Genomic DNA, 19152 nt, shown 5'->3' with positions numbered 1-19152 from the left:
GATAATTTCCTAATCTCTTTTACGATCACCATTATTTTTCAAATTTTTCGTGATTTTTTTCATAGAAATCAATCAAACCAAGAGCTGTTTCAAAAGAGATATTCTTCACTTTTGCACGACCTTGAGCAAGGGCAATGATAGACATTTCACGCGCATTGGTTTCTTTACTAATACGGTAACCTGTGATCTTCTTATCACGAACCCAGCCGACAACTGCTTCTACTTTTTCAAAGTTAGACTTCGCCATGTGCACCTTCTCCTATTAAAGTTATTTCCGAATATTTATTCTAACTAAAAAACAGACATTTGTCAATAGTTTAAACATGTAAAATGAAAACGTAATCAAATTTTCATCATTTTGCCTTTAAAGCTGACAAAATTTGTGTCCGAATGCTCTCAACCCCTTCTGGATTTGCTGGTAAGAAGAGAGTATTATTGCCTTTATTATCTGCAAAATTATTCAAAGTGTCCAAATATTGGTTTGTCAAAAGGATAGACATAATCTGTTCTTCTGTTAACTCAATATTGGCACCTTTTAGTTCTTTGATCGAATCAGCTAATCCATCAACAATAGCTTTCCGTTGCTCAGCAATACCGACCCCATGCAAACGGTCTTTTTCTGCCTCAGCTTCTGCTGCTGTGACAATCTTAATCTTGTCGGCTTCGGCCAATTCTTGAGCGGCAACACGTTTACGTTGCGCGGCATTGATTTCATTCATGGACTGCTTAACTTCAGCATCTGGCTCAACCTTGGTAATCAAGGTTTTAACAATGATGTAACCGTAAGTAGACATTTCTTCTGCCACTTGCTTTTGCACTTCAAGGGCGATTTCGTCCTTTTTCTCAAAGAGCTCATCCAAGGTTAATTTAGGAACTGAAGAACGTAGGGCGTCTTCGATATAAGACTTAATTTGTGCCTCTGGACGCATAAGTTTGTAGTAAGCATCAGTGACATTATTTTCATTAACACGGTATTGTGTTGCAACATTCATGGTAACAAAAACATTGTCTTGTGTCTTGGTTTCAACAATAATTTCACTTTGTAAAAGACGAAGCTGAACCCGCGCTGCAATTTTGTCAATCCCCAAAGGCAGACGAAAATGCATCCCACTAGAGCTAAGTCTTTGATAGCGACCAAAACGTTCAATAATCGCTACTGATTGCTGACGCACTACATAAATAGCGCTCAGGAAAACACTTAAAACAATGACGAGCAAAAAGACAAATATAACGATAAAAAATCCGTACATAAGACAACCTCCTTTTGCTAACATTATAACATACCTATCTTAAAATAGATAAAATGAGCTATGAATTTAGGTTAAATTTTTTAGAAATATGAAAATGGAAAGATATGTTAGAGCTTTCGGATCGAACAGGTTTAAGAGTTTAGTCAAGTATTAAAAGGAGTTTAAAAAATAGTAGAAAATTGCAATTTCTAGCTCAGACCAGCATATTATAAAGGGTTTCATTGCCGTGAAGATTGATATAGGCTGGGTCAAATTTTTCAATGCGCTCTAAAAGTCCAGCATAATCATGCTTGTTAGCCAGCGTGACACCAATCAAAACAGGCCCCTTGCCCTTGCTGGCACGCTTGATATATTCAAAACGAGTGATGTCGTCATTGGGACCTAAAATATCATTTACAAATTCGCGCAGAGCCCCTGGACGTTGCGGGAAATTCACAACGAAATAATGCTTGACACCGTCATAAATCAGGGCACGTTCTTCCATTTCTGGCATGCGGTTAATGTCATTGTTGCCACCTGAAATAATGCAGCAAACGGTTTTGCCCTTGATGTCTTCTTTGAGAACTTCTAAAGCGGCAATACTAGCTGCCCCAGCGGGTTCAGCAACAATTCCTTGCTTGGAATAAAGGTCAATAATCATCTCAGAAATTAGCCCCTCATCCACACCAAGCAGCCGCTTAACGTACTTACGAGTAGCATCAAATGTTAGCTGACCAACTTTTTGTACAGCAATCCCATCTGCAAATTTATCAATTTCTGGCAACCTAATCGGGCGTCCCGCCTCGTAAGCTGCTTTCATACTTCGTGCCCCATTTGCTTCGACACCAATCACCTCAATTTGTGGTGCAGCTTCGCCTAAATAAGTGGCTACCCCAGAAATTAAACCGCCTCCTCCAACAGGGACTAAAACCTCATCAAAGTCAATCCCTTCGCGCACTGCCTCTTCTAAAATTTCAAAACCGACTGTCCCTTGGCCAGCTTGTACATGAGGATTATCAAAAGGATCGATAAAAGTCAGATTTTCAGCCTTAGTGAAGTCCATGGCTGCCTGAGCTGAGGCATCAAAAGTATCCCCAACCAGCTTAATTTCTACATAATCCCCACCAAAAAAGCGCACTTGTCCAATTTTTTGCTGGGGTGTAGTTACTGGCATAAAAATAGTTGCAGGGATTTGCATTTCGTTGCAAGTATATGCAACACCTTGGGCATGATTACCTGCACTAGCACAAACTACACCCCGCTGCTTCTCGTCTTCCGTCAAGCGCGAAATTGCATAATAAGCTCCACGAATTTTAAAAGAACGAACTCGCTGAGCATTCTCTTTTTTAATATAAATTTTAGCACCATACTTTTCTGATAAATAGTGATCATAATCCAAAGGAGTGTAGACTACTACATCTTTTAGGATTTTGTGTGCACGTACCACTTCTTTTGCTAATAACATACCTTCTCCTCTATTTTAAGATTAAGCTAGGACTTGTGTCCACTTCACTGACTAAAAACTCCGCTGGAGGAATCCCAACGGAGTCTACTTTTATCCGTAAATCGGATTAATTGTAAATTTTGAAAGCATCGTCATCATTTTGACCGACAAATGGCATGGCCTTACGCAATTCCGCTCCGACCTTTTCAATTTCGAGTTCTGCTGCTTCTTTGCGGTAAGCCTCAAGACGTGGGCGACCAGCCTTGTAGTCGTCAACAAATTCTTGTGCAAATTTACCAGATTGGATGTCAGCCAAGACAGCTTTCATATTTTCTTTAACTTGTGCAGTAATGACACGTGGACCTGATACATAATCACCAAATTCGGCAGTGTTTGAGATTGATTGACGCATTTTCTTCAATCCCCCCTCGTAAATCAAGTCAACGATAAGTTTCATTTCGTGAAGGACTTCAAAGTAAGCCAATTCTGGAGCGTAGCCAGCCTCTGTCAAGACTTCAAAACCTGCTTCAATAAGAGCAGTCAAGCCACCACAGAGCACAGCTTGTTCCCCAAAGAGGTCTTCTTCTGTTTCTTCCTTAAAGGTGGTTTCCAAGAGTCCAACGCGGGCTGCACCGACACCTTTAGCCCAGTCCATAGCGATTTCTTTGGCATGACCAGTAGCGTCTTGATAGACAGCGTAAAGAGCTGGTACCCCAAAGCCTTCTTCAAAGGTACGACGAACCAAGTGACCTGGTCCTTTAGGCGCACACATGAAGACATCGACACTTTCTGGTGCCTTGATGTACTCAAAGCGGATGTTGAAACCGTGAGCAAAGCCGAGAGCATTTCCAGCTTCCAAGTTTGGAGCGATTTCCTTGGCATACAAGTCTGCTTGGATTTCATCTGGAGCCAAAATCATGATGACGTCTGCCAATTTTGTAGCTTCTGCTACTTCGTAGGCTTCAAAGCCGTCTTCTTTGGCCTTGTCAAATGATTTACCAGGACGCACACCGATGATGACATCATGACCCGTGTCACGCAAGTTTTGCGCATGGGCATGACCTTGTGACCCATAACCGATAACGGCGATTCTCTTTCCGTCAAGCGCTGGAACTTTCACATCTTTTTCGTATTGCATTTCTACTGCCATAGTGTTTACTCTCTTTTCTAAAATTATTTAAACATGCCTTTTAGGCGGTTGTAACAAATTTGCTTGATTAAGAATTCTTAATCGACTTGGAGCGAAAATCTTGGAAAATATGATTCCTCTTTTCCCTTAATTTTTAACTCCCACATCTTAACTAGTCTCTGGTAAAGCCAGTCGCACCGGTTCGTGCGATATTGCGAATGCCGTAAGGGCGAATGACCCGCAAGAGGGCTTCGCTTTTTTCCGCGTCACCAGTCATTTGAATGGTAATCGAGCTCGGCGCCACATCGACAACGGTTGCTCGGAAAGGCTGGATAATAGCTAAAATTTCTGCTCGCTTGCTAGCTGGCGCAGAAACCTTGACCAAAATCACTTCTCTTTCCAAGTGAGGTTGGTCGGTGATGTCGCGCACGCGAATGACATCAATCTGACGATTGAGCTGCTTGATGATTTGCTCGACTTCACTAGAAGACGCCACATCAATGATAATGGTAATCCGCGAAATGGTTGTGTCTTCGGTAGTGCCGACCGAAATGCTCTCAATATTGACCTGACGGCGAGACAAGACGCCTGTAAAGCGGTTGAGAACTCCCGATTGGTTCCGAAGTTTAGCTGTCAACATTCTACGCATGGAACTTCACCCCCAACATCTCATGATTGCTCTTGCCTGACGGCACCATTGGGAAAACATGCTCCTTGCGCGAAATATCCACCTCAATCAGCATGGGAATATTTTCCTTGATGACTTCCAAGTCTTGATCTAGACTTTCTGGATTGTCAAACTTATAATGCTTGATGCCATAAGCCTCCGCCAAAAGCTGGAAATTAGGCTCATTGTCAGCAGTAAAGACCGACTCGCTAGTCCGTCCGTCGTAGAAGGATTCCTGCCACTGGCGCACCATACCGAGTGAGTGGTTGTTGAGCAAGATGACCTTAATCGGAATGCCGTAGCTGTTTAGGATTGCCAACTCCTGATTGGTCATCTGAAAGCCACCGTCACCGACGAAAAGAATGACTTCCTTGTCTGGATTAGCTAGTTTGGCACCGATAGCCGCTGGAATACCAAAGCCCATCGTTCCAAGCCCGCCTGAAGTGACTAATTGCCGCTCATTTTTATATGGATAATACTGGGCTGTCCACATCTGGTGCTGCCCAACGTCCGTCACGACCACCGCATCACCCTTGGTTAACTCGCCGACACGCTCAATGACCGCTTGTGGCTGCACGACCCGTTCTTTCTTATCATAGGAGCGAACGCGGCGTTTATTCTCCGTCACGCGCTCCAGCCACTTATCCGTTTTGTTTTTGATTAGAGGCTCTGCCAAGAGCATTTCCAAGGTCTTTTTGACATCACCGACAATGGGAATATCCACGCTGATGATTTTGCCAATCTCCGCTGGGTCAATATCTACGTGGGCAACCGTCGCATTTTTAGCGAAAGTCTTAGGATTTCCCGTCAATCGGTCATCAAAACGCGAAGCAAAATTGATGAGAAAATCCGCCTCAGTCATAGCGATGTTAGCCGCATAAGAACCATGCATACCGCCCATTCCGAGGAAAAGCGGGTGCTCCGTAGCAATCGTCCCTTGCCCCAAAAGCGTGGTCACTACTGGAATTTGATAACGTTCTGCAAATTCTAGCAGTTCCTTGGTCGCAGAAGCATAATTGACCCCGCCGCCCGATAAAATGACTGGCTTTTTAGCCTTGGACAGCTGCTTCAACAGACGCTTAATCTGCAATTCATTGGGTACAATAGTCGGCTGATAGCTAGGCAAATTGACCGTCGTATCATAGTAAAAGTCCACTTCCTTAGCCATCACATCCTTAGGCAGGTCAATGACAACAGGACCCGGACGCCCAGTCGTTGCGATATGGACAGCCTCGGTGATAATCCGCGGAATATCCGCCGTATCACGCACCTGATAATTGTACTTGGTTGTCGCCATGGTGATACCGACAATGTCCGCCTCTTGAAAAGCGTCCTTACCGATACCCGCAATCGCCACCTGACCCGTAAAGACCAGCAGGGGAACGCTGTCGCTCATGGCATCTGTAATGCCTGTAATGGCATTGGTTGCCCCCGGTCCACTCGTGACGACTGCAACACCAATTTTACCAGTTGATTTGGCATAGCCTTCTGCTTCATGAACACAACCCTGCTCATGTCGCCCCAAAATATGACGAATTCCTTCAAAGCTGTAAATCGCGTCGTAGAGCGGCAAAACAGCTCCGCCTGGATAACCAAAAATGGTATCAATCCCTAAACTTTTCAAGGTCTCTAAGACTAACTCCGAGCCCGATTTGGAAGTTTCTAGCTTGATTTTTTCCATAGTTCCCCTTTCACCATAATTTTCTAATCATTTAAAAAGTATGCTTCTATGATACCATTTTTTGAGATATTTGCAAGGATATTTCAAGTATTTTCTGACTTTTTTGAAAATTCAGGATTTCCCTTGGGCAATTTCCGAACATTGCCAATAAAAAAAGGAGTTGACTTGCTAACTCCTCTCTATATCCAGCCCTGCTTTTGGGCAATACGCGCAGCTTCTACGCGATTATCTGCATCCAACTTGGTTAAAATGGAAGACATGTAATTGCGAACAGTGCCATTAGACAAGAATAATTTAGCAGCGATCTCCTGATTGCTCATGCCGGTGGCTGCCGCTTGCAAGACCAGACTTTCTTGGTGGGACAGGGGATTTTTGCTGGTCAGCATGACTTCCATGAGCTCGGGCGAATATTCTCTCTGCCCTGCCAAAACCGTGTGAATGGTCTGCATGAGATCAGAAATACTACGCTCCTTTAATACATAAGCATCGACATTGCTCTTGACCGCTCGTTCAAAATAACCCGGCCGCTTAAAAGTCGTGACAATTACCACCTTGACGGTTGGCAAATTTTCCTTGACCCACTCTAAAACATCAAGCCCTGTCTTCACAGGCATTTCCACATCCAAGATCGCCACATCAACAGGCTCTTTTTCTAAGAGGGTAATCGCCTCCGCTCCATTTTCCGCCTGCAAAACCTGCTCCACATCTGGCTGCATTTCCAGCAACTGACAGAGAGCATCACGCAACATACTTTGGTCTTCTGCAACTAACAATTTCATGATTTCCCTCCTCCATAAGGCAAAATCACTCGAATCAAGGTCGGTTGACTCGAACTTAAAATCTCAATTTCCCCTGACAGAGCCTCGAGGCGCTCGCGAATAGAGCGGAGCTCCTGCCCCGTCACTTCCTTAAAACCCTGCCCGTCATCTTCCACATCCAGCAAAATCTGCCCCAGCTCCTCGTGCAGACGAATGGAGCAATGATCTGCCTTAGCATGCTTGATGATATTGGTCGCCGTTTCCAGCAAAATCATACTCATGCTCGCCTGCAAATGCTGCGGCAGACTAGCGATATTGAGCTCGTTGGTCAGCTCGACCTCCACTCCTGTCATCTCTAGCATTTTCTCAATGGTCGCGAGTTCCTCAGGCAGCGTTCGCGTTTTCAGATTATCAATAATCCGCCGCACATCCGCCATAGACTGCTTACTGATGTCGTGCACCTCCTGCAATTCCTTGCCCAGGCGCTCCAGCTCATTCATCTGGAGAAATTGCTGCGCGAGCTCGGTTTTCAGACTCAGCATGGCAAAAGTGTGCCCCAAGCTATCGTGCAAATCCCGCCCAATCCGATTGCGCTCACTTTCAGCAAGCAGTAGATTTATTTGTTCGTTTTGTTTGACTTGTTCTGCTTTAAGAGCTGCTATGGATTGTTCACGCTTAAAGCCAAATGTCAACAAATCCATAAAAAGCAATATTAAGAAAATGTAAAAGAAACCAGATAAGTCAGTGGTTTTTCCTAGATAGATTTTTGCTAGAATAAAAATTTGAAAGAGCCAAAAACTTAAATAACGTAGAGAAAAAAAGGAGGCTTCTTTCAATCGATAAGTCATGAGATTGGAAAGATAAAAAGTGTACCAAATAAAGTTAATGTTGACCGAAAATATTGTGTAGGCAATATAAATGAGCATAACAAACCAAGCAAGCCATTGCCCGACAGGATTTTCCTCAATTAAAATGTAAAAATAAGCCAAAACAAAGAATAGCGTCCAAAGTAATAAAATGGGCGAATATTCTCCACTGAGAACTCCCACAATTGGAAAAATGAGAAAAATCAGAGCAATATAAAACATAAAATTGATTTGCTTGAGTTTTTGCAACATTTATTTTACCTCAATTTTTTTGTTCAATTGAATAGTTAACACGATGATAAGTACCGTATAAGCCAGCAAAATCAGCATGGCATTGATATTGAAAGTATGGTCTTTCAGATAAGAATTAACCACCTGCATAAGCTGATAAGTTGGTGTAGTTTTGCCAATACTTTGCATCCAATCTGGAAACATGGTAATCGGAAACCAGAGTCCACCTAAAACAGCCAGAAGCATGTATACAATATTACCGACAACGGACATCAGTTGCATGCTTGGTAACAAGGTCAGCATAGCCCCCATCGCAATAAAGACGATACTTCCGATGATGAGAATCAAGGCAATGGTAATCCAGTCAAGTAGAGGCAGATCGACCCCACGAACGAAGTGTCCAACAGAAAAGACAACCACAATAGCCAAAAAGAACTCGAACATTAATCTCAAAAACTTAGATATATAATATTCTAACACAGAAACAGGTGAATGTTGCATCGTTTTTTTCCAATTATTGATTTTGTCCGTATACAAATCACTTGGCAGACTGAAAAATGACATAGAGGTCATACTGAAAAGAGTCATAGAAAAAAGATAGGCACGAACAGCATCTGGTGGTGTTGTACTTCCAACCATAAATCCAGAAAAGAGAAGGTAAAAGGCTGTCGGCATACCAATTGATAGGATGAAATAAGCTGCTTGCCGTTTGGTAGCGATTAATTCAATTTTCATTAAACTTATAAGATGTTTCATGATAGTCTACTCCTTTTCATCTTCATCTTGGGTTGTTTCAAAGATACTATCCAGAAGCGTCCGATTGCGCACTTCGATTTCTTCAATAGTACAACCCCTTTCTTGTAGGACTTGCCAGACACGATTAGCATCCTTGGTAGCAAAAGAGAGCGTGTTTTGCTTGATTTCCACTCCAGTAACCTCTGGCAAATTGTCCACCAGTTCTTGATAAAACAAGGGCAAAGTGAAGTGTTTTTCCTGCTCTTCGCTGCGCATGGCATAAGGCGTCGTATCACGAATAAGCTCGCCCTTGTGCAGCACCAAAATCCGGTCTGCCGTGTGCTCTACTTCCTCGATATAGTGGGAAGAATAAACAATAGTCACATCTTGAGCTTTGAGTTCTGCGACAATTTCCCAAAAACGCTGACGAGTGGAGGTGTCCATGCTGGCCGTCGGCTCATCCAAAAAGAGAATTTTCGGACGCCCAATCAAGGTCAAAACGAAAGACAGAAGCCGCTTTTGCCCGCCCGATAATTTTTCAGCCAACTGGTCTTTTTGCTTATCAGAAAAGCGCAGCAATTTATCCACTTCTTGGTCGCTCAGGCTATTGGGATAGACTTCTTGGAAGAAACGAATGAGCTCCTTGACCTTGAGTTTGGCAGGCACCGCATTTTCCTGTGGCAAAACAGCAACGCTGACCTTGAGTTTGTCATCTGTCGGCTGGAGTCCTTTTATGGCAACCTCGCCAGATGTGACAAATTTATCGCCCAAGAGGCAATCCATAAGCGTCGTCTTCCCAGCACCGTTGGGGCCAATCAAAGCGACACAGTCCCCGTCTTCAATGTCAAAAGAAATTTTTTTGAGAATTTCTTTGCCGCGAATGCTTTTGGCTAGATTTTTCACTGTAATTAAAGACATAATATTTTCCTTTCCCTAGCTGTAAAATAAAGAATTCTTTATGTTCCTTTTCAACACTTTCATTATAGCAGTTGACGATTTTTCCTACTAGATATTTTTGTCACCAGCCGATATGACAAAAGTCACTAAAAAAGAGGCTGAGACAAAAGTCTCTGGCCTCTGAAACATGTTCGATTTATGTACTAGACGCGGTAGCCTCTTGACTTCTACGTTCACCTTTACAGGCTCCGTACAAGTCTAATAGGCATCGCGGGGGTGGGACGACGAACTATTCCTTGAAAGGAACGAGTTCTGTCTCACTTCCTTTTTATTCTACACTAAAGAGATAAGGATAGACTGGTTGGTTGCCTTGGTGGATTTCCACTTCGACATCTTCATATTTTTCAGTCAAATCTTGGGCGAGGTTATTGGCGACTTCTTCACTACCGTCCTCGCCGACATAGATCGTGACAATTTCACTATCCTCATCCAGCATCTTATCAAATGTCTGGTTCAAAGTCATAAACATATCTGGATTGGAAACGACAATTTTACCGTCCACCATACCAAGGTTGTCATTTTCGTGGATTTCTAAACCGTCAATCGTCGTATCACGCACAGCCGTTGTCACGCTACCACTCTTAACTTCTGCCAGAGCCGCCGTCATACGGTCGTGGTTTTCTTCGATCGACTTGCTGGTATCAAAAGCTAACAGACTGGTCAATCCTTGCGGAATAGTTCTTGTTTCGACCACTACTGCCGCCTCATCAACAACCTCTGCAGCGGATTGAGCTGCCATAAAGATATTTTTGTTGTTTGGCAAAATAATAATCTTGTCTGCATGAACCTGCTCAATTGCTTTGATAAAGTCTTCGGTTGAAGGGTTCATGGTTTGTCCGCCAGAGATGATGTAATCCACACCTTGAGCTTTGAAGATTTCCGACAAGCCATCTCCAGCTGCTACTGCGATAATCCCATAATCCTTACGAACAACTGGTTTCTCAATCTGCTCTTCTTTCTTAACTTGTGCTTCGTGCTGGTTGCGCATGTTATCAACCTTGACCTTGACAAGACTTCCATATTTAAGTCCTTCTTGCATAACCAAGCCTGGATCTTCTGTGTGGACATGAACTTTGACAATTTCATCGTCATTGACAACTAGAAGTGAGTCTCCTAGTTCATTGAGATATGTGCGAAATTCATCATAATCAAAGTCCTTGACATAGGTCGGACCTTGCTTCAGCGCGACCATAATCTCGGTACAGTAACCGAATTTAATATCTTTTGTCGCCACATGACCTGCCACAGATTTATGATGTTCAGCATTGATCATCTCAGTCATATTAGCAGGAGTTGCTACAAAATCATCAGAAGCGATGTATTCGCCATTCAAAGCAGACAGGAAACCTTCGTAAATGAAAACCAAGCCTTGCCCACCAGAGTCCACTACACCAACTTCTTTCAGAACCGGCAACATATCTGGCGTTTTAGCCAAGGCCAGTTTAGCACCTTCAAGCGCTGCTTCCATGACTGCTACTGCATTATTTGTGCTTTCTGCTTTTTTCTTGGCTGCAATGGCTGCTCCACGCGAAACTGTCAGAATTGTTCCTTCAACAGGTTTCATAACCGCTTTATAGGCCACTTCCACACCAGATTGAAAAGCTTGTGCCAAAGCTTGACCGTCCAACTCATCCTTATCTGCCACGCTTTGTGAGAAGCCACGAAAAAGCTGAGAAGTGATAACTCCTGAATTTCCTCGCGCACCCATGAGCAAACCTTTTGCAAAAATGCCTGCCGCCTGTCCAACCGTTGAAGCTGGTTTATCTGCGATTTCCTTGGCACCATTTTCCATGGTCATGCCCATATTGGTTCCAGTATCTCCATCTGGTACTGGAAAGACATTAAGCGAATTAACATATTCGGCTTGTTTATTTAAACGGGTAGCCCCCGCCTGTACCATTTCTTGAAATAAACTCGTTGTAATATTTGACACGATTATTCTCCCACGACTTTGATATTTTGGATATAGACATTGACCGTATGAGCGGTGATGCCCAACTGATTTTCAAGGCTGAATTTCACTCGTTCTTGAATATTTTTTGATACCTCACTAATCTTAGTACCATAGCTCAAAACGGTATAAACATCTACCGCTATACTGCCATCTTCAGTCGTTTTAACAACCACACCCTTAGCATAGTTTTCCTTACCTAAAAGTGCTTGAAAATTATCTTTAATAGCATTTTTACTAGCCATTCCAACTACGCCAAAAATTTCTGTCGCTGCGCCACCAACGATAGTAGCAATGACATCATCAGTCAACTCGATTTGACCATCTTTTGTATTGATTTTTACTGTCATCGTTTATACCTCAATCTTTTGATACCTTATTTTACCACATTTTAAGCAGAGTGTAAAAGAGAAGGCTAGAAAATCCTTTATATAAAACCTTTCGTCACAAAAAAAGAACCCGAAGGTTCTCTTCCTACGCATTAAACGCGTTCAACTTTCCCTGATTTAAGGGCACGAGCTGAAGCCCAAACTTTTTTAGGTTTGCCATCGATTAAAACGGTCACTTTTTGAAGATTTGGTTTGACAGTGCGTTTTGTTTGATTCATCGCGTGAGAGCGGTTGTTTCCTGATACAGTTTTACGACCTGTAAAGTAACATACTTTAGCCATTGATACTTGTCCTCCTGATTAGTTTTACGGGTTTTCACCACATACCGTAAAATTTTAACACAAAAGTAAGCTTTTTGCAAGGGGATTTGACCTTTTATTTAAAATTCTTTCTGCCTTACAAATAGAAAATCTTTAGTGAGCCAAAGGCTACATCACCTGTTAAATAAAGCTTTTTATCCTTAGCATTGACATTTTTAGAATGGTCTACGCCTGAAAAAACACGATCTATCTCCGTAATGACCTCCCATTCTTTAGGAACATATATTTTCATCTCGCCAAAAGCAACTTCTACATCAAACTGCGCACTTTCTCCCAGAATAGTAGCATTATCAAAATAAATCGTACAATTCCCAAAAGCAATTTCAGCTGATCCGTAAGTAAAATTATCTGAATTGATGTACTTGGTACTGGAACCAAACGACATCTCAATACTTTCAGCCGTTTCACTCAAATTATGACTTTTACCATGTTTGTAGAGTTTTATATATTTCTTCCATTTTTTTCTAGGTTTAAACAAAATATTTAAACCGACCAAAGCCAGTATCACTCCTAAAATGAGCGGACCATTGCCAATCGGTAGCAGATCATAGACAGAATTTGCAATTACCAGAGCAATCAGTGCAAATACTGCTCCAGAAATAAACTCTCCTTCTACTAATTTTTGGAGCCCCCAGTAGACGAAAAAAGCAATCCCCAACATGGGCCAAATATTAACATTAATTGGTGGAATTCCAAAGTTTCCCTGCAAGAGAACCCATCCTGCTAATAGCAAAAAGCCGATTCCTAAAATATATTTCTTCATTTTTTACCTCATTTCCTGCAATCGTTCTTTTAAAAACTGATAATAATGTCGTGACACATGTGTCTGCTTGTGCGTCTCATAAAAACTAATGCTGCTGGTGCCTGAAAAAGACTTGTCTAAAGAATAGATCTTCTTGGCATTGACAATGGTGGATTTAGATATTCTACAAAAAATCCGCGGCAAATAGTCTTCCAACTCATATAATTTCAATTTAACTTCATAAGCATTGTCTCCCGTGTGAGCAAATACTTTATCACCATCTGTCTCAAAAAATAGAATTTTTGTCACATCTAGAAAATACTCGCTCGTTCCTTTGTAAAAAATCAAAGGTTTTCTATCAAACTCTTTCAAAAGTGCCTGAATTTGCTGAATTTGATCTGTAAGTTGGGGTGCACGAATAACGAGTTCTGCCTCAGTTATCGTTTCGTCTAACTCAATCCTGATTTTCACAAGCATCCCCCTTCCACTTTTTCTATACCTCTATTCTAACAATTTTCAGTTCAAATACAAGACCTTTTCAGTAAGTGGTAGATTTCGACTGCTAAGTGGTTAAAAGAGTGAGCTAAGATGTGCTGGAGCTAAAATCTTTCTACTTAATTTTTGATAGACTTAATAAGAATGAGGCAAGGGATATGTTCTTCCCACAACTGAGGAAAAATTTCTAGTTGCTTAAAGCCCATTGCCTGATAAAAACGATTGGTTTGATCATAGGCCGCATAATAACTCGGCGCTATTGTCTTGACCTGCAAATAATCAACTTTTTTAATAGCCTCTGTTTCTAAAGCGGAAAGTAATTCACGCCCAATACCTCTGCCATGATAGGCTTGTTTTACTCCCATGCAATAAACTTCTGCACAATCAGGACTGGAATAAGACAAACTGATAAATCCTTGCAAATTTTCTTTGCTATAAGCAGCCCAAACTTGGAGGGAGCGTGCTTTTTCTATATATGCTTGCCTAGCTTCTTTCTTTTCACAGTAGTTGACTGATAGCTAACGCTTGTTACCAATCTAGTCAACCTTGTGGGGGTAGTACAACGAACCTAGATAATTGGGTTCTGTACTACTCCCTGAATCAATCCGGCAAATCCGCTAATACTTCCGCCACAATTTGAGCTTTTTCATCTGAACTAAAAACCTCTTTTATCATATTTCCCCTATAAAAATAGCCTTGCAAAACTGCAAGACTGAAAAATCTGCCGACTATAGGGATCGAACCTACGACCTACGCGTTACGAGTGCGTTGCTCTACCAACTGAGCTAAGTCGGCTCTTTACTAGTATTATTTTAGCATTTTGAAAAATCTTGTCAAGAGGAAATGAAAAAAAGCTCGCTATTAAGCGAGCCTTGATGTATGAGTTCCAGCTAGATTAGGCTTTGCCTTCTGAACCGAATACGTCAATACGTTCTTCAACAGCTTCTGTAATTGCTTCGAAACCTGGTTTCAAGAATTTACGTGGGTCAAAGAGTTTCTTCTTATCGTATTCTGCTTCGTTTGCTTCGTATTCAGCAGCAAATTTACGAGTAGCTTTAGCAAAAGCAATTTGACATTCAGTATTTACGTTAACTTTTGCCACACCCAATTTGATAGCTGCTTGGATTTGGTCATCAGGAATACCTGAACCACCGTGAAGTACGATTGGGAAGCCAGGAACAGCTTCTGTCAATTTTTGTAAGTGGTCAAGATGAAGACCTTTCCAGTTAGCTGGGTATGGACCATGGATGTTACCGATACCTGCTGCAAGGAAGTCAATTCCAGTTGCAACCATTGCTTTCGCATCTTCGATTGGAGCCAATTCTCCATCACCGATAATGCCGTCTTCTTCACCACCGATAGTACCAACTTCAGCTTCTACTGATACACCGTTAGCATGTGCAAACTCAACAACTTTGCGAGCTTTTTCAAGGTTTTCTTCAACTGGAAGGTGTGAACCATCAAACATAACTGAAGTGTAACCAACTTTGATACATTCAAGTGCATCTTCATAATGACCATGGTCAAGGTGAATAGCAACTGGTACAGTAATTCCCATTGATTCTACAAGGCTTTCAATGAGGAGTTTACATACTTTATAACCACCCATATATTTAGCAGCACCCATTGAAGTTTGGATCAAGACTGGAGCTTTTTTAGCTTCTGCTGCACGCAAGATAGCTTGAGTCCATTCAAGGTTGTTTGTGTTAAATCCACCGACTGCATAACCATTGTCACGAGCTGCTTGGACAAATTTTTCTGCTGAAACGATTGCCATTTTTTAGGCCTCCTATATATTTTTTGGGAAATTCCCATTTACATTGTTTATTTTATCACTTTTTACCTAAAAAAGCCAGAGAATACTGAAGTTGAAATCGTTTACTTATTATAAAAATAGAAAAAGAAAAGGCCAGCCAAAGCTGACCATTCTATGCGGAGAGAGGGACTTGAACCCTCACGACCTAAAGCGGTCACAGGATCCTTAGTCCTGCGCGTCTGCCAATTCCGCCATCCCCGCGATTGAGTACCTGATTAGTATATCATTTCTACATTTTGCTGTCAATACTTTTTCGCCGATTTTTCACAATTAAGAAAGAAAAAGGAAGAAATTTCTTTCTCCCTTTGATAATTACTTTTCTTGATTTTCAATCGCCGCCGTAACAAAGGCGGTGTAGAGGCCTTCGGGGCGATTTGGCCGACTGGATAGTTCTGGGTGGTACTGACAAGCCACGAAGAACTTGTTTTCCGGGATTTCTACGATTTCCACTAAGCGGTTATCTGGCGAAACACCTGAAAAGACAAATCCAGCGTCTTCAAATTGCTGACGGTAGGCATTATTAAATTCATAACGGTGGCGGTGGCGGCGTTGCACCACTTCTTGATTGTCATAGGCTGCGGCAGCCTTGCTGCCCCGCTTGAGCTTAGACGGATAAAGTCCCAAACGAAGGGTGCCGCCCATGTCTTCCACATCAATCTGGTCACGCATAATATCAATGACTGGATAGTGGGTTTCTGGATTGAGCTCAGCAGAATTAGCATCTTCAAAACCGAGCACATGGCGGGCAAACTCGACACAAGTCAGCTGCATACCCAAGCAGACACCTAACATAGGTACATCATTTTCCCGCGCATATTTAATGGCTTGGATTTTGCCTTCGGTTCCGCGTTGTCCAAAACCACCGGGCACGATAATTCCGTCGGCAGCCCCCAGAAGCTCCGCCACATTTTCAGCGGTCACATCGTTGGCGTTGACCCAGTCCAGCTTGATTTCGGCATCGTTAGCATAACCTGAGTGCTTGAGGGCTTCAACCACAGAAATATAAGCATCCTGCAGCTCGACATATTTTCCGACAAGGGCAATCTTGACTTGCTTTTTGAGGTTCATGACCTTGTCAACCATAGCTGACCAGTCAGTCATATCTGCCGCTGGTACGTCTAGTTTTAAGTGATCGCAAACGATTTGGTCCATGTTTTGCGCCTGCAAATTAAGCGGGATTTGATAGAGATGTTCCACATCAAGCGACTCAATAACTGCCTCTGGCGCCACGTCGCAAAACTGCGCCAATTTATTCTTAATGCCTTGGCTAGCTGGCTTTTCCGTCCGAATGACCAGCATATTTGGCTGAATGCCTAGGCCGCGCAATTCCTTGACCGAATGTTGCGTTGGCTTGGTTTTCATTTCTCCTGCCGCCTTCAAATAAGGAAGCAAGGTGGTATGGATGTACATGACATTGTCAGAGCCAACGTCTGCCTTCATCTGACGCAAGGCTTCAAGGAAAGGCAGACTTTCAATATCTCCGACTGTTCCTCCGACCTCGGTGATAATGACATCCGAATCTGTCGTCGAAGCCGCCCGCTTGATTTTCTCCTTGAGAGCGTCGGTAATGTGCGGAATAACCTGCACTGTTGCCCCTAGATACTCACCGCGGCGCTCCTTGCGCAAGACTTCGCTATAAATTTTCCCAGTCGTTACATTGGAATATTTATTGAGGTTAATATCGATAAAGCGCTCATAGTGCCCCAAGTCAAGGTCGGTCTCTGCCCCGTCATCTGTCACGAACACCTCCCCGTGCTGGTAAGGGCTCATGGTCCCTGGGTCAATATTGATATAAGGGTCAAATTTTTGAATGGTCACCTTGAGACCACGATTTTTCAAGAGGCGTCCGAGGCTTGCTGCCACAATACCTTTCCCAATTGAAGAAACCACACCGCCAGTAACAAAAATATATTTTGTCGTCATACTACTTCCTTTCATCATCTACCAAATCATCATAAGAGAGCTTTTCAAAAGCATTGGGCTGAAAAACAAAAATAGCTCCCTGAATAGGGAGCCTTCTGACCTCAAAAAGAGGTGCCCGATAATAGAATATCGTAAATTAGAACATTTGTCAAATAAGAAAATTATTCTTCACTTTCACTATCATCGTCATCAAAATCATCATCGTCTTCTTCGTTGATTTCGGTTTCTTCCTCACCTAAATCATCTGGAGCGATTTCATTGATTTCTGCATCGTAAGCTTCTACTTCGCTCTTCTCATCATCAGGATTATCCTCATCATAGCTAAGCGTTGGATCAGCTTCGTAGCTATCTTCATCCTCCGGATCGTCATCGCTATAATCGATCGCATCATCATCGCCATCCATAAAGGCATTAACCCGTTTTTTCTTGCGTTTTTTAGGCGCATCATCATCGTCGTTTTCTTCAAGGGCAATGATCTCTTCATCAACTTCATCAATGGCATACCATGAACGAAGACCCCACTTGTTATCTCCTAAAGGAATAAAGCTACCATCTACATTTAATTCTGTGTAAAAAAGTGGTAAAAATTCTCGAATTTCGCTATTTGATTTTCCTAGATAATTTTGAATTTCATTAACCAGATCACTAAAATACATCTCGTTATTACGACCGCGCGTTTCTAAAATCGCACGGGCTACTTCAATCATTGAAAGCTCACTTTTTTCTTGCCCAGTAAATACTTCTAATTCCAAAGCCATTCTCCTTTTATATTAAGTATCAAGCCTTTTTAGACTCATCAACTTTATCAGATATTAGACGCTAACCGCCCAATCTCCGCTTAACCGTTACTCTTTATTGTACCATATTTTTTTAGAATGTAAAAAGAATTTTCATGAAAAATCATAAAACATTGTCCCATTGTCAATGATGTGAGACCAACAATCTAAGAAATAGAATCCTGCTATGTTATTCTTTACAAGGGGCTATCCCCTTGTAAAGAATTTCTGATTTCAATAGGCGATAACCAGTTAAGAGTCTGCATGGGGAGGCGGTTAGACAGGTAAAGATAGTTTTTCATCTGCTTGATAAGGTCATCGTAAGAGTAAAACTGCAAGCGTTGATAAAAGCGCCTATTGTCATTTTGGTGGCTGCGTTCGACTTTCCCATTGTGTCGTGGCGTTCGAGGTCGGATGCACTTGTGTTCAATTCCTAACTCCTGACAAAGGATATCCAAAGGATGGATCTGCTTGGTTTCCTTGAAATGAGTGAACTCCACACCATTATCGGTTTGAATCATTTTGGGCTGGTATTTAAAGTGTTTGATGGCCATTTTGACAAATTGCACGGTCGAATGTGAGGACTGCTCCTTGAAAGGGAAGATAAAGCGCTCTCTGGAGGCTTCGTCAATCATGGTGTACTGGTAAAACTGATCAGGAAGTTTGCCTGTATAACAGTGTTTTGGGACATATTTGACGTCCATCTGCCACTTTATTCCCAGTTGTGTCGTGACTCTTATCATATCAAGGATTCTTCTTTTTGGCTTCAATTGGTCTCACATCTATTGTAGCGGGATATTTTCATGAAAAATCATAAAACATCCCAGAGAAATCTCCAGGATGTTCTGATTTTGATCGTTTACTAAATTATGAAGCTTTACGTACTTTCTTAAGACCTGGTAAGGGTATACTCTATTTCAGCCAGTTTCAAAAACTTTAAAGTTAACTGTTTAAAATTTAAAAATTTCATAAAATTAGACTAAAAACATTTGATTTAAATTAAATTGATACCATAAAATAAGCTATCAACTTTATAATATTGA

The 19152-nt window shown here is 42.0% G+C and carries 18 protein-coding genes, 2 tRNA genes and 2 pseudogenes; all 22 read right to left on the bottom strand.

From position 1 onward, the window contains the following. Window positions 1-31: 31 nt before the first annotated feature. A complete protein-coding gene (locus A3I3_RS0106815) occupies window positions 32-247 on the bottom strand; it encodes a capsule biosynthesis transcriptional regulator (RefSeq protein ID WP_018371977.1) in 216 nt (71 codons plus the stop codon). 106 nt (window positions 248-353) lie between these two features. After that, on the bottom strand, window positions 354-1250 hold the full coding sequence (locus A3I3_RS0106810) for an SPFH domain-containing protein (protein ID WP_018371976.1): 897 nt from the start codon (window positions 1248-1250) through the stop codon (window positions 354-356). A 193-nt stretch (window positions 1251-1443) separates the two neighbouring features. Further along, window positions 1444-2694, bottom strand: a complete 1251-nt coding sequence (gene ilvA / locus A3I3_RS0106805) for a threonine ammonia-lyase IlvA (protein ID WP_018371975.1) — start codon at window positions 2692-2694, stop codon at window positions 1444-1446. A gap of 106 nt (window positions 2695-2800) precedes the next feature. Continuing rightward, window positions 2801-3823, bottom strand: coding sequence for a ketol-acid reductoisomerase (ilvC, locus tag A3I3_RS0106800; protein ID WP_018371974.1), 1023 nt, complete (start codon window positions 3821-3823; stop codon window positions 2801-2803). A gap of 151 nt (window positions 3824-3974) precedes the next feature. Further along, window positions 3975-4451 (bottom strand): acetolactate synthase small subunit, encoded by a 477-nt coding sequence (gene ilvN, locus A3I3_RS0106795; RefSeq protein WP_019231888.1) that lies wholly within the window; start codon window positions 4449-4451, stop codon window positions 3975-3977. Then, window positions 4444-6150, bottom strand: a complete 1707-nt coding sequence (locus A3I3_RS0106790; RefSeq protein ID WP_018371972.1) for an acetolactate synthase large subunit — start codon at window positions 6148-6150, stop codon at window positions 4444-4446. The genes ilvN and A3I3_RS0106790 overlap by 8 nt, the downstream gene beginning before the upstream one ends. A gap of 179 nt (window positions 6151-6329) precedes the next feature. Continuing rightward, on the bottom strand, window positions 6330-6929 hold the full coding sequence (locus A3I3_RS0106785; protein WP_018371971.1) for a response regulator transcription factor: 600 nt from the start codon (window positions 6927-6929) through the stop codon (window positions 6330-6332). Further along, complete coding sequence (locus tag A3I3_RS0106780; protein ID WP_018371970.1) at window positions 6926-8026, bottom strand: sensor histidine kinase; 1101 nt, start codon at window positions 8024-8026, stop codon at window positions 6926-6928. Before A3I3_RS0106780 ends, A3I3_RS0106785 begins: the two co-directional genes overlap by 4 nt. Further along, window positions 8027-8761 carry an ABC transporter permease gene (locus A3I3_RS0106775; protein WP_026129828.1) on the bottom strand — a complete coding sequence of 245 codons (735 nt, stop codon included), beginning with the start codon at window positions 8759-8761 and terminating at the stop codon, window positions 8027-8029. 6 nt (window positions 8762-8767) lie between these two features. Beyond that, the gene (locus tag A3I3_RS0106770) at window positions 8768-9658 is read right to left on the bottom strand and encodes an ABC transporter ATP-binding protein (protein WP_018371968.1); all 891 of its coding nucleotides are present in this window, start codon (window positions 9656-9658) and stop codon (window positions 8768-8770) included. 307 nt (window positions 9659-9965) lie between these two features. Continuing rightward, complete coding sequence (locus A3I3_RS0106765) at window positions 9966-11630, bottom strand: DAK2 domain-containing protein (RefSeq protein WP_018371967.1); 1665 nt, start codon at window positions 11628-11630, stop codon at window positions 9966-9968. Window positions 11631-11632: 2 nt separating this feature from the next. Then, window positions 11633-11998, bottom strand: coding sequence for an Asp23/Gls24 family envelope stress response protein (locus A3I3_RS0106760; protein ID WP_018371966.1), 366 nt, complete (start codon window positions 11996-11998; stop codon window positions 11633-11635). A 131-nt stretch (window positions 11999-12129) separates the two neighbouring features. Continuing rightward, on the bottom strand, window positions 12130-12318 hold the full coding sequence (gene rpmB, locus A3I3_RS0106755; RefSeq protein WP_018164578.1) for a 50S ribosomal protein L28: 189 nt from the start codon (window positions 12316-12318) through the stop codon (window positions 12130-12132). 115 nt (window positions 12319-12433) lie between these two features. Beyond that, window positions 12434-13120 carry a LiaF transmembrane domain-containing protein gene (locus A3I3_RS0106750; protein WP_018371965.1) on the bottom strand — a complete coding sequence of 229 codons (687 nt, stop codon included), beginning with the start codon at window positions 13118-13120 and terminating at the stop codon, window positions 12434-12436. Window positions 13121-13123: 3 nt separating this feature from the next. After that, the gene (locus A3I3_RS0106745) at window positions 13124-13570 is read right to left on the bottom strand and encodes a LytTR family DNA-binding domain-containing protein (RefSeq protein ID WP_026129829.1); all 447 of its coding nucleotides are present in this window, start codon (window positions 13568-13570) and stop codon (window positions 13124-13126) included. A gap of 143 nt (window positions 13571-13713) precedes the next feature. Further along, window positions 13714-14088, bottom strand: a pseudogene (locus A3I3_RS0106740) (GNAT family N-acetyltransferase); the annotation flags it as partial. Window positions 14089-14316: 228 nt separating this feature from the next. Beyond that, a tRNA-Thr gene (locus A3I3_RS0106735) sits at window positions 14317-14389 on the bottom strand. 100 nt (window positions 14390-14489) lie between these two features. Further along, window positions 14490-15371 carry a class II fructose-bisphosphate aldolase gene (locus A3I3_RS0106730; protein ID WP_018371962.1) on the bottom strand — a complete coding sequence of 294 codons (882 nt, stop codon included), beginning with the start codon at window positions 15369-15371 and terminating at the stop codon, window positions 14490-14492. A 154-nt stretch (window positions 15372-15525) separates the two neighbouring features. Then, a tRNA-Leu gene (locus A3I3_RS0106725) sits at window positions 15526-15611 on the bottom strand. A 111-nt stretch (window positions 15612-15722) separates the two neighbouring features. Further along, on the bottom strand, window positions 15723-17333 hold the full coding sequence (locus A3I3_RS0106720) for a CTP synthase (protein ID WP_018371961.1): 1611 nt from the start codon (window positions 17331-17333) through the stop codon (window positions 15723-15725). A gap of 161 nt (window positions 17334-17494) precedes the next feature. Continuing rightward, window positions 17495-18085 (bottom strand): DNA-directed RNA polymerase subunit delta, encoded by a 591-nt coding sequence (gene rpoE, locus A3I3_RS0106715; RefSeq protein ID WP_026129830.1) that lies wholly within the window; start codon window positions 18083-18085, stop codon window positions 17495-17497. 221 nt (window positions 18086-18306) lie between these two features. Beyond that, window positions 18307-18837, bottom strand: a pseudogene (locus A3I3_RS0106710) (DDE-type integrase/transposase/recombinase); the annotation flags it as partial. Between the last annotated feature and the right edge of the window lie 315 nt (window positions 18838-19152).

The organism is Streptococcus massiliensis DSM 18628 (assembly GCF_000380065.1).
Taxonomy (GTDB): domain Bacteria; phylum Bacillota; class Bacilli; order Lactobacillales; family Streptococcaceae; genus Streptococcus; species Streptococcus massiliensis.
This window is presented reverse-complemented; position numbering and strand designations above follow the sequence as displayed.

What these genes read in the sequence shown, in the direction of transcription:
- A3I3_RS0106815 (WP_018371977.1), bottom strand. Translation starts at nt 247, where the DNA reads ATGGCGAAGTCTAACTTTGAAAAAGTAGAAGCAGTTGTCGGCTGGGTT.
- A3I3_RS0106810 (WP_018371976.1), bottom strand. Translation starts at nt 1,250, where the DNA reads ATGTACGGATTTTTTATCGTTATATTTGTCTTTTTGCTCGTCATTGTT.
- ilvA (WP_018371975.1), bottom strand. Translation starts at nt 2,694, where the DNA reads ATGTTATTAGCAAAAGAAGTGGTACGTGCACACAAAATCCTAAAAGAT.
- ilvC (WP_018371974.1), bottom strand. Translation starts at nt 3,823, where the DNA reads ATGGCAGTAGAAATGCAATACGAAAAAGATGTGAAAGTTCCAGCGCTT.
- ilvN (WP_019231888.1), bottom strand. Translation starts at nt 4,451, where the DNA reads ATGCGTAGAATGTTGACAGCTAAACTTCGGAACCAATCGGGAGTTCTC.
- A3I3_RS0106790 (WP_018371972.1), bottom strand. Translation starts at nt 6,150, where the DNA reads ATGGAAAAAATCAAGCTAGAAACTTCCAAATCGGGCTCGGAGTTAGTC.
- A3I3_RS0106785 (WP_018371971.1), bottom strand. Translation starts at nt 6,929, where the DNA reads ATGAAATTGTTAGTTGCAGAAGACCAAAGTATGTTGCGTGATGCTCTC.
- A3I3_RS0106780 (WP_018371970.1), bottom strand. Translation starts at nt 8,026, where the DNA reads ATGTTGCAAAAACTCAAGCAAATCAATTTTATGTTTTATATTGCTCTG.
- A3I3_RS0106775 (WP_026129828.1), bottom strand. Translation starts at nt 8,761, where the DNA reads ATGAAACATCTTATAAGTTTAATGAAAATTGAATTAATCGCTACCAAA.
- A3I3_RS0106770 (WP_018371968.1), bottom strand. Translation starts at nt 9,658, where the DNA reads ATGTCTTTAATTACAGTGAAAAATCTAGCCAAAAGCATTCGCGGCAAA.
- A3I3_RS0106760 (WP_018371966.1), bottom strand. Translation starts at nt 11,998, where the DNA reads ATGACAGTAAAAATCAATACAAAAGATGGTCAAATCGAGTTGACTGAT.
- rpmB (WP_018164578.1), bottom strand. Translation starts at nt 12,318, where the DNA reads ATGGCTAAAGTATGTTACTTTACAGGTCGTAAAACTGTATCAGGAAAC.
- A3I3_RS0106750 (WP_018371965.1), bottom strand. Translation starts at nt 13,120, where the DNA reads ATGAAGAAATATATTTTAGGAATCGGCTTTTTGCTATTAGCAGGATGG.
- A3I3_RS0106730 (WP_018371962.1), bottom strand. Translation starts at nt 15,371, where the DNA reads ATGGCAATCGTTTCAGCAGAAAAATTTGTCCAAGCAGCTCGTGACAAT.
- A3I3_RS0106720 (WP_018371961.1), bottom strand. Translation starts at nt 17,333, where the DNA reads ATGACGACAAAATATATTTTTGTTACTGGCGGTGTGGTTTCTTCAATT.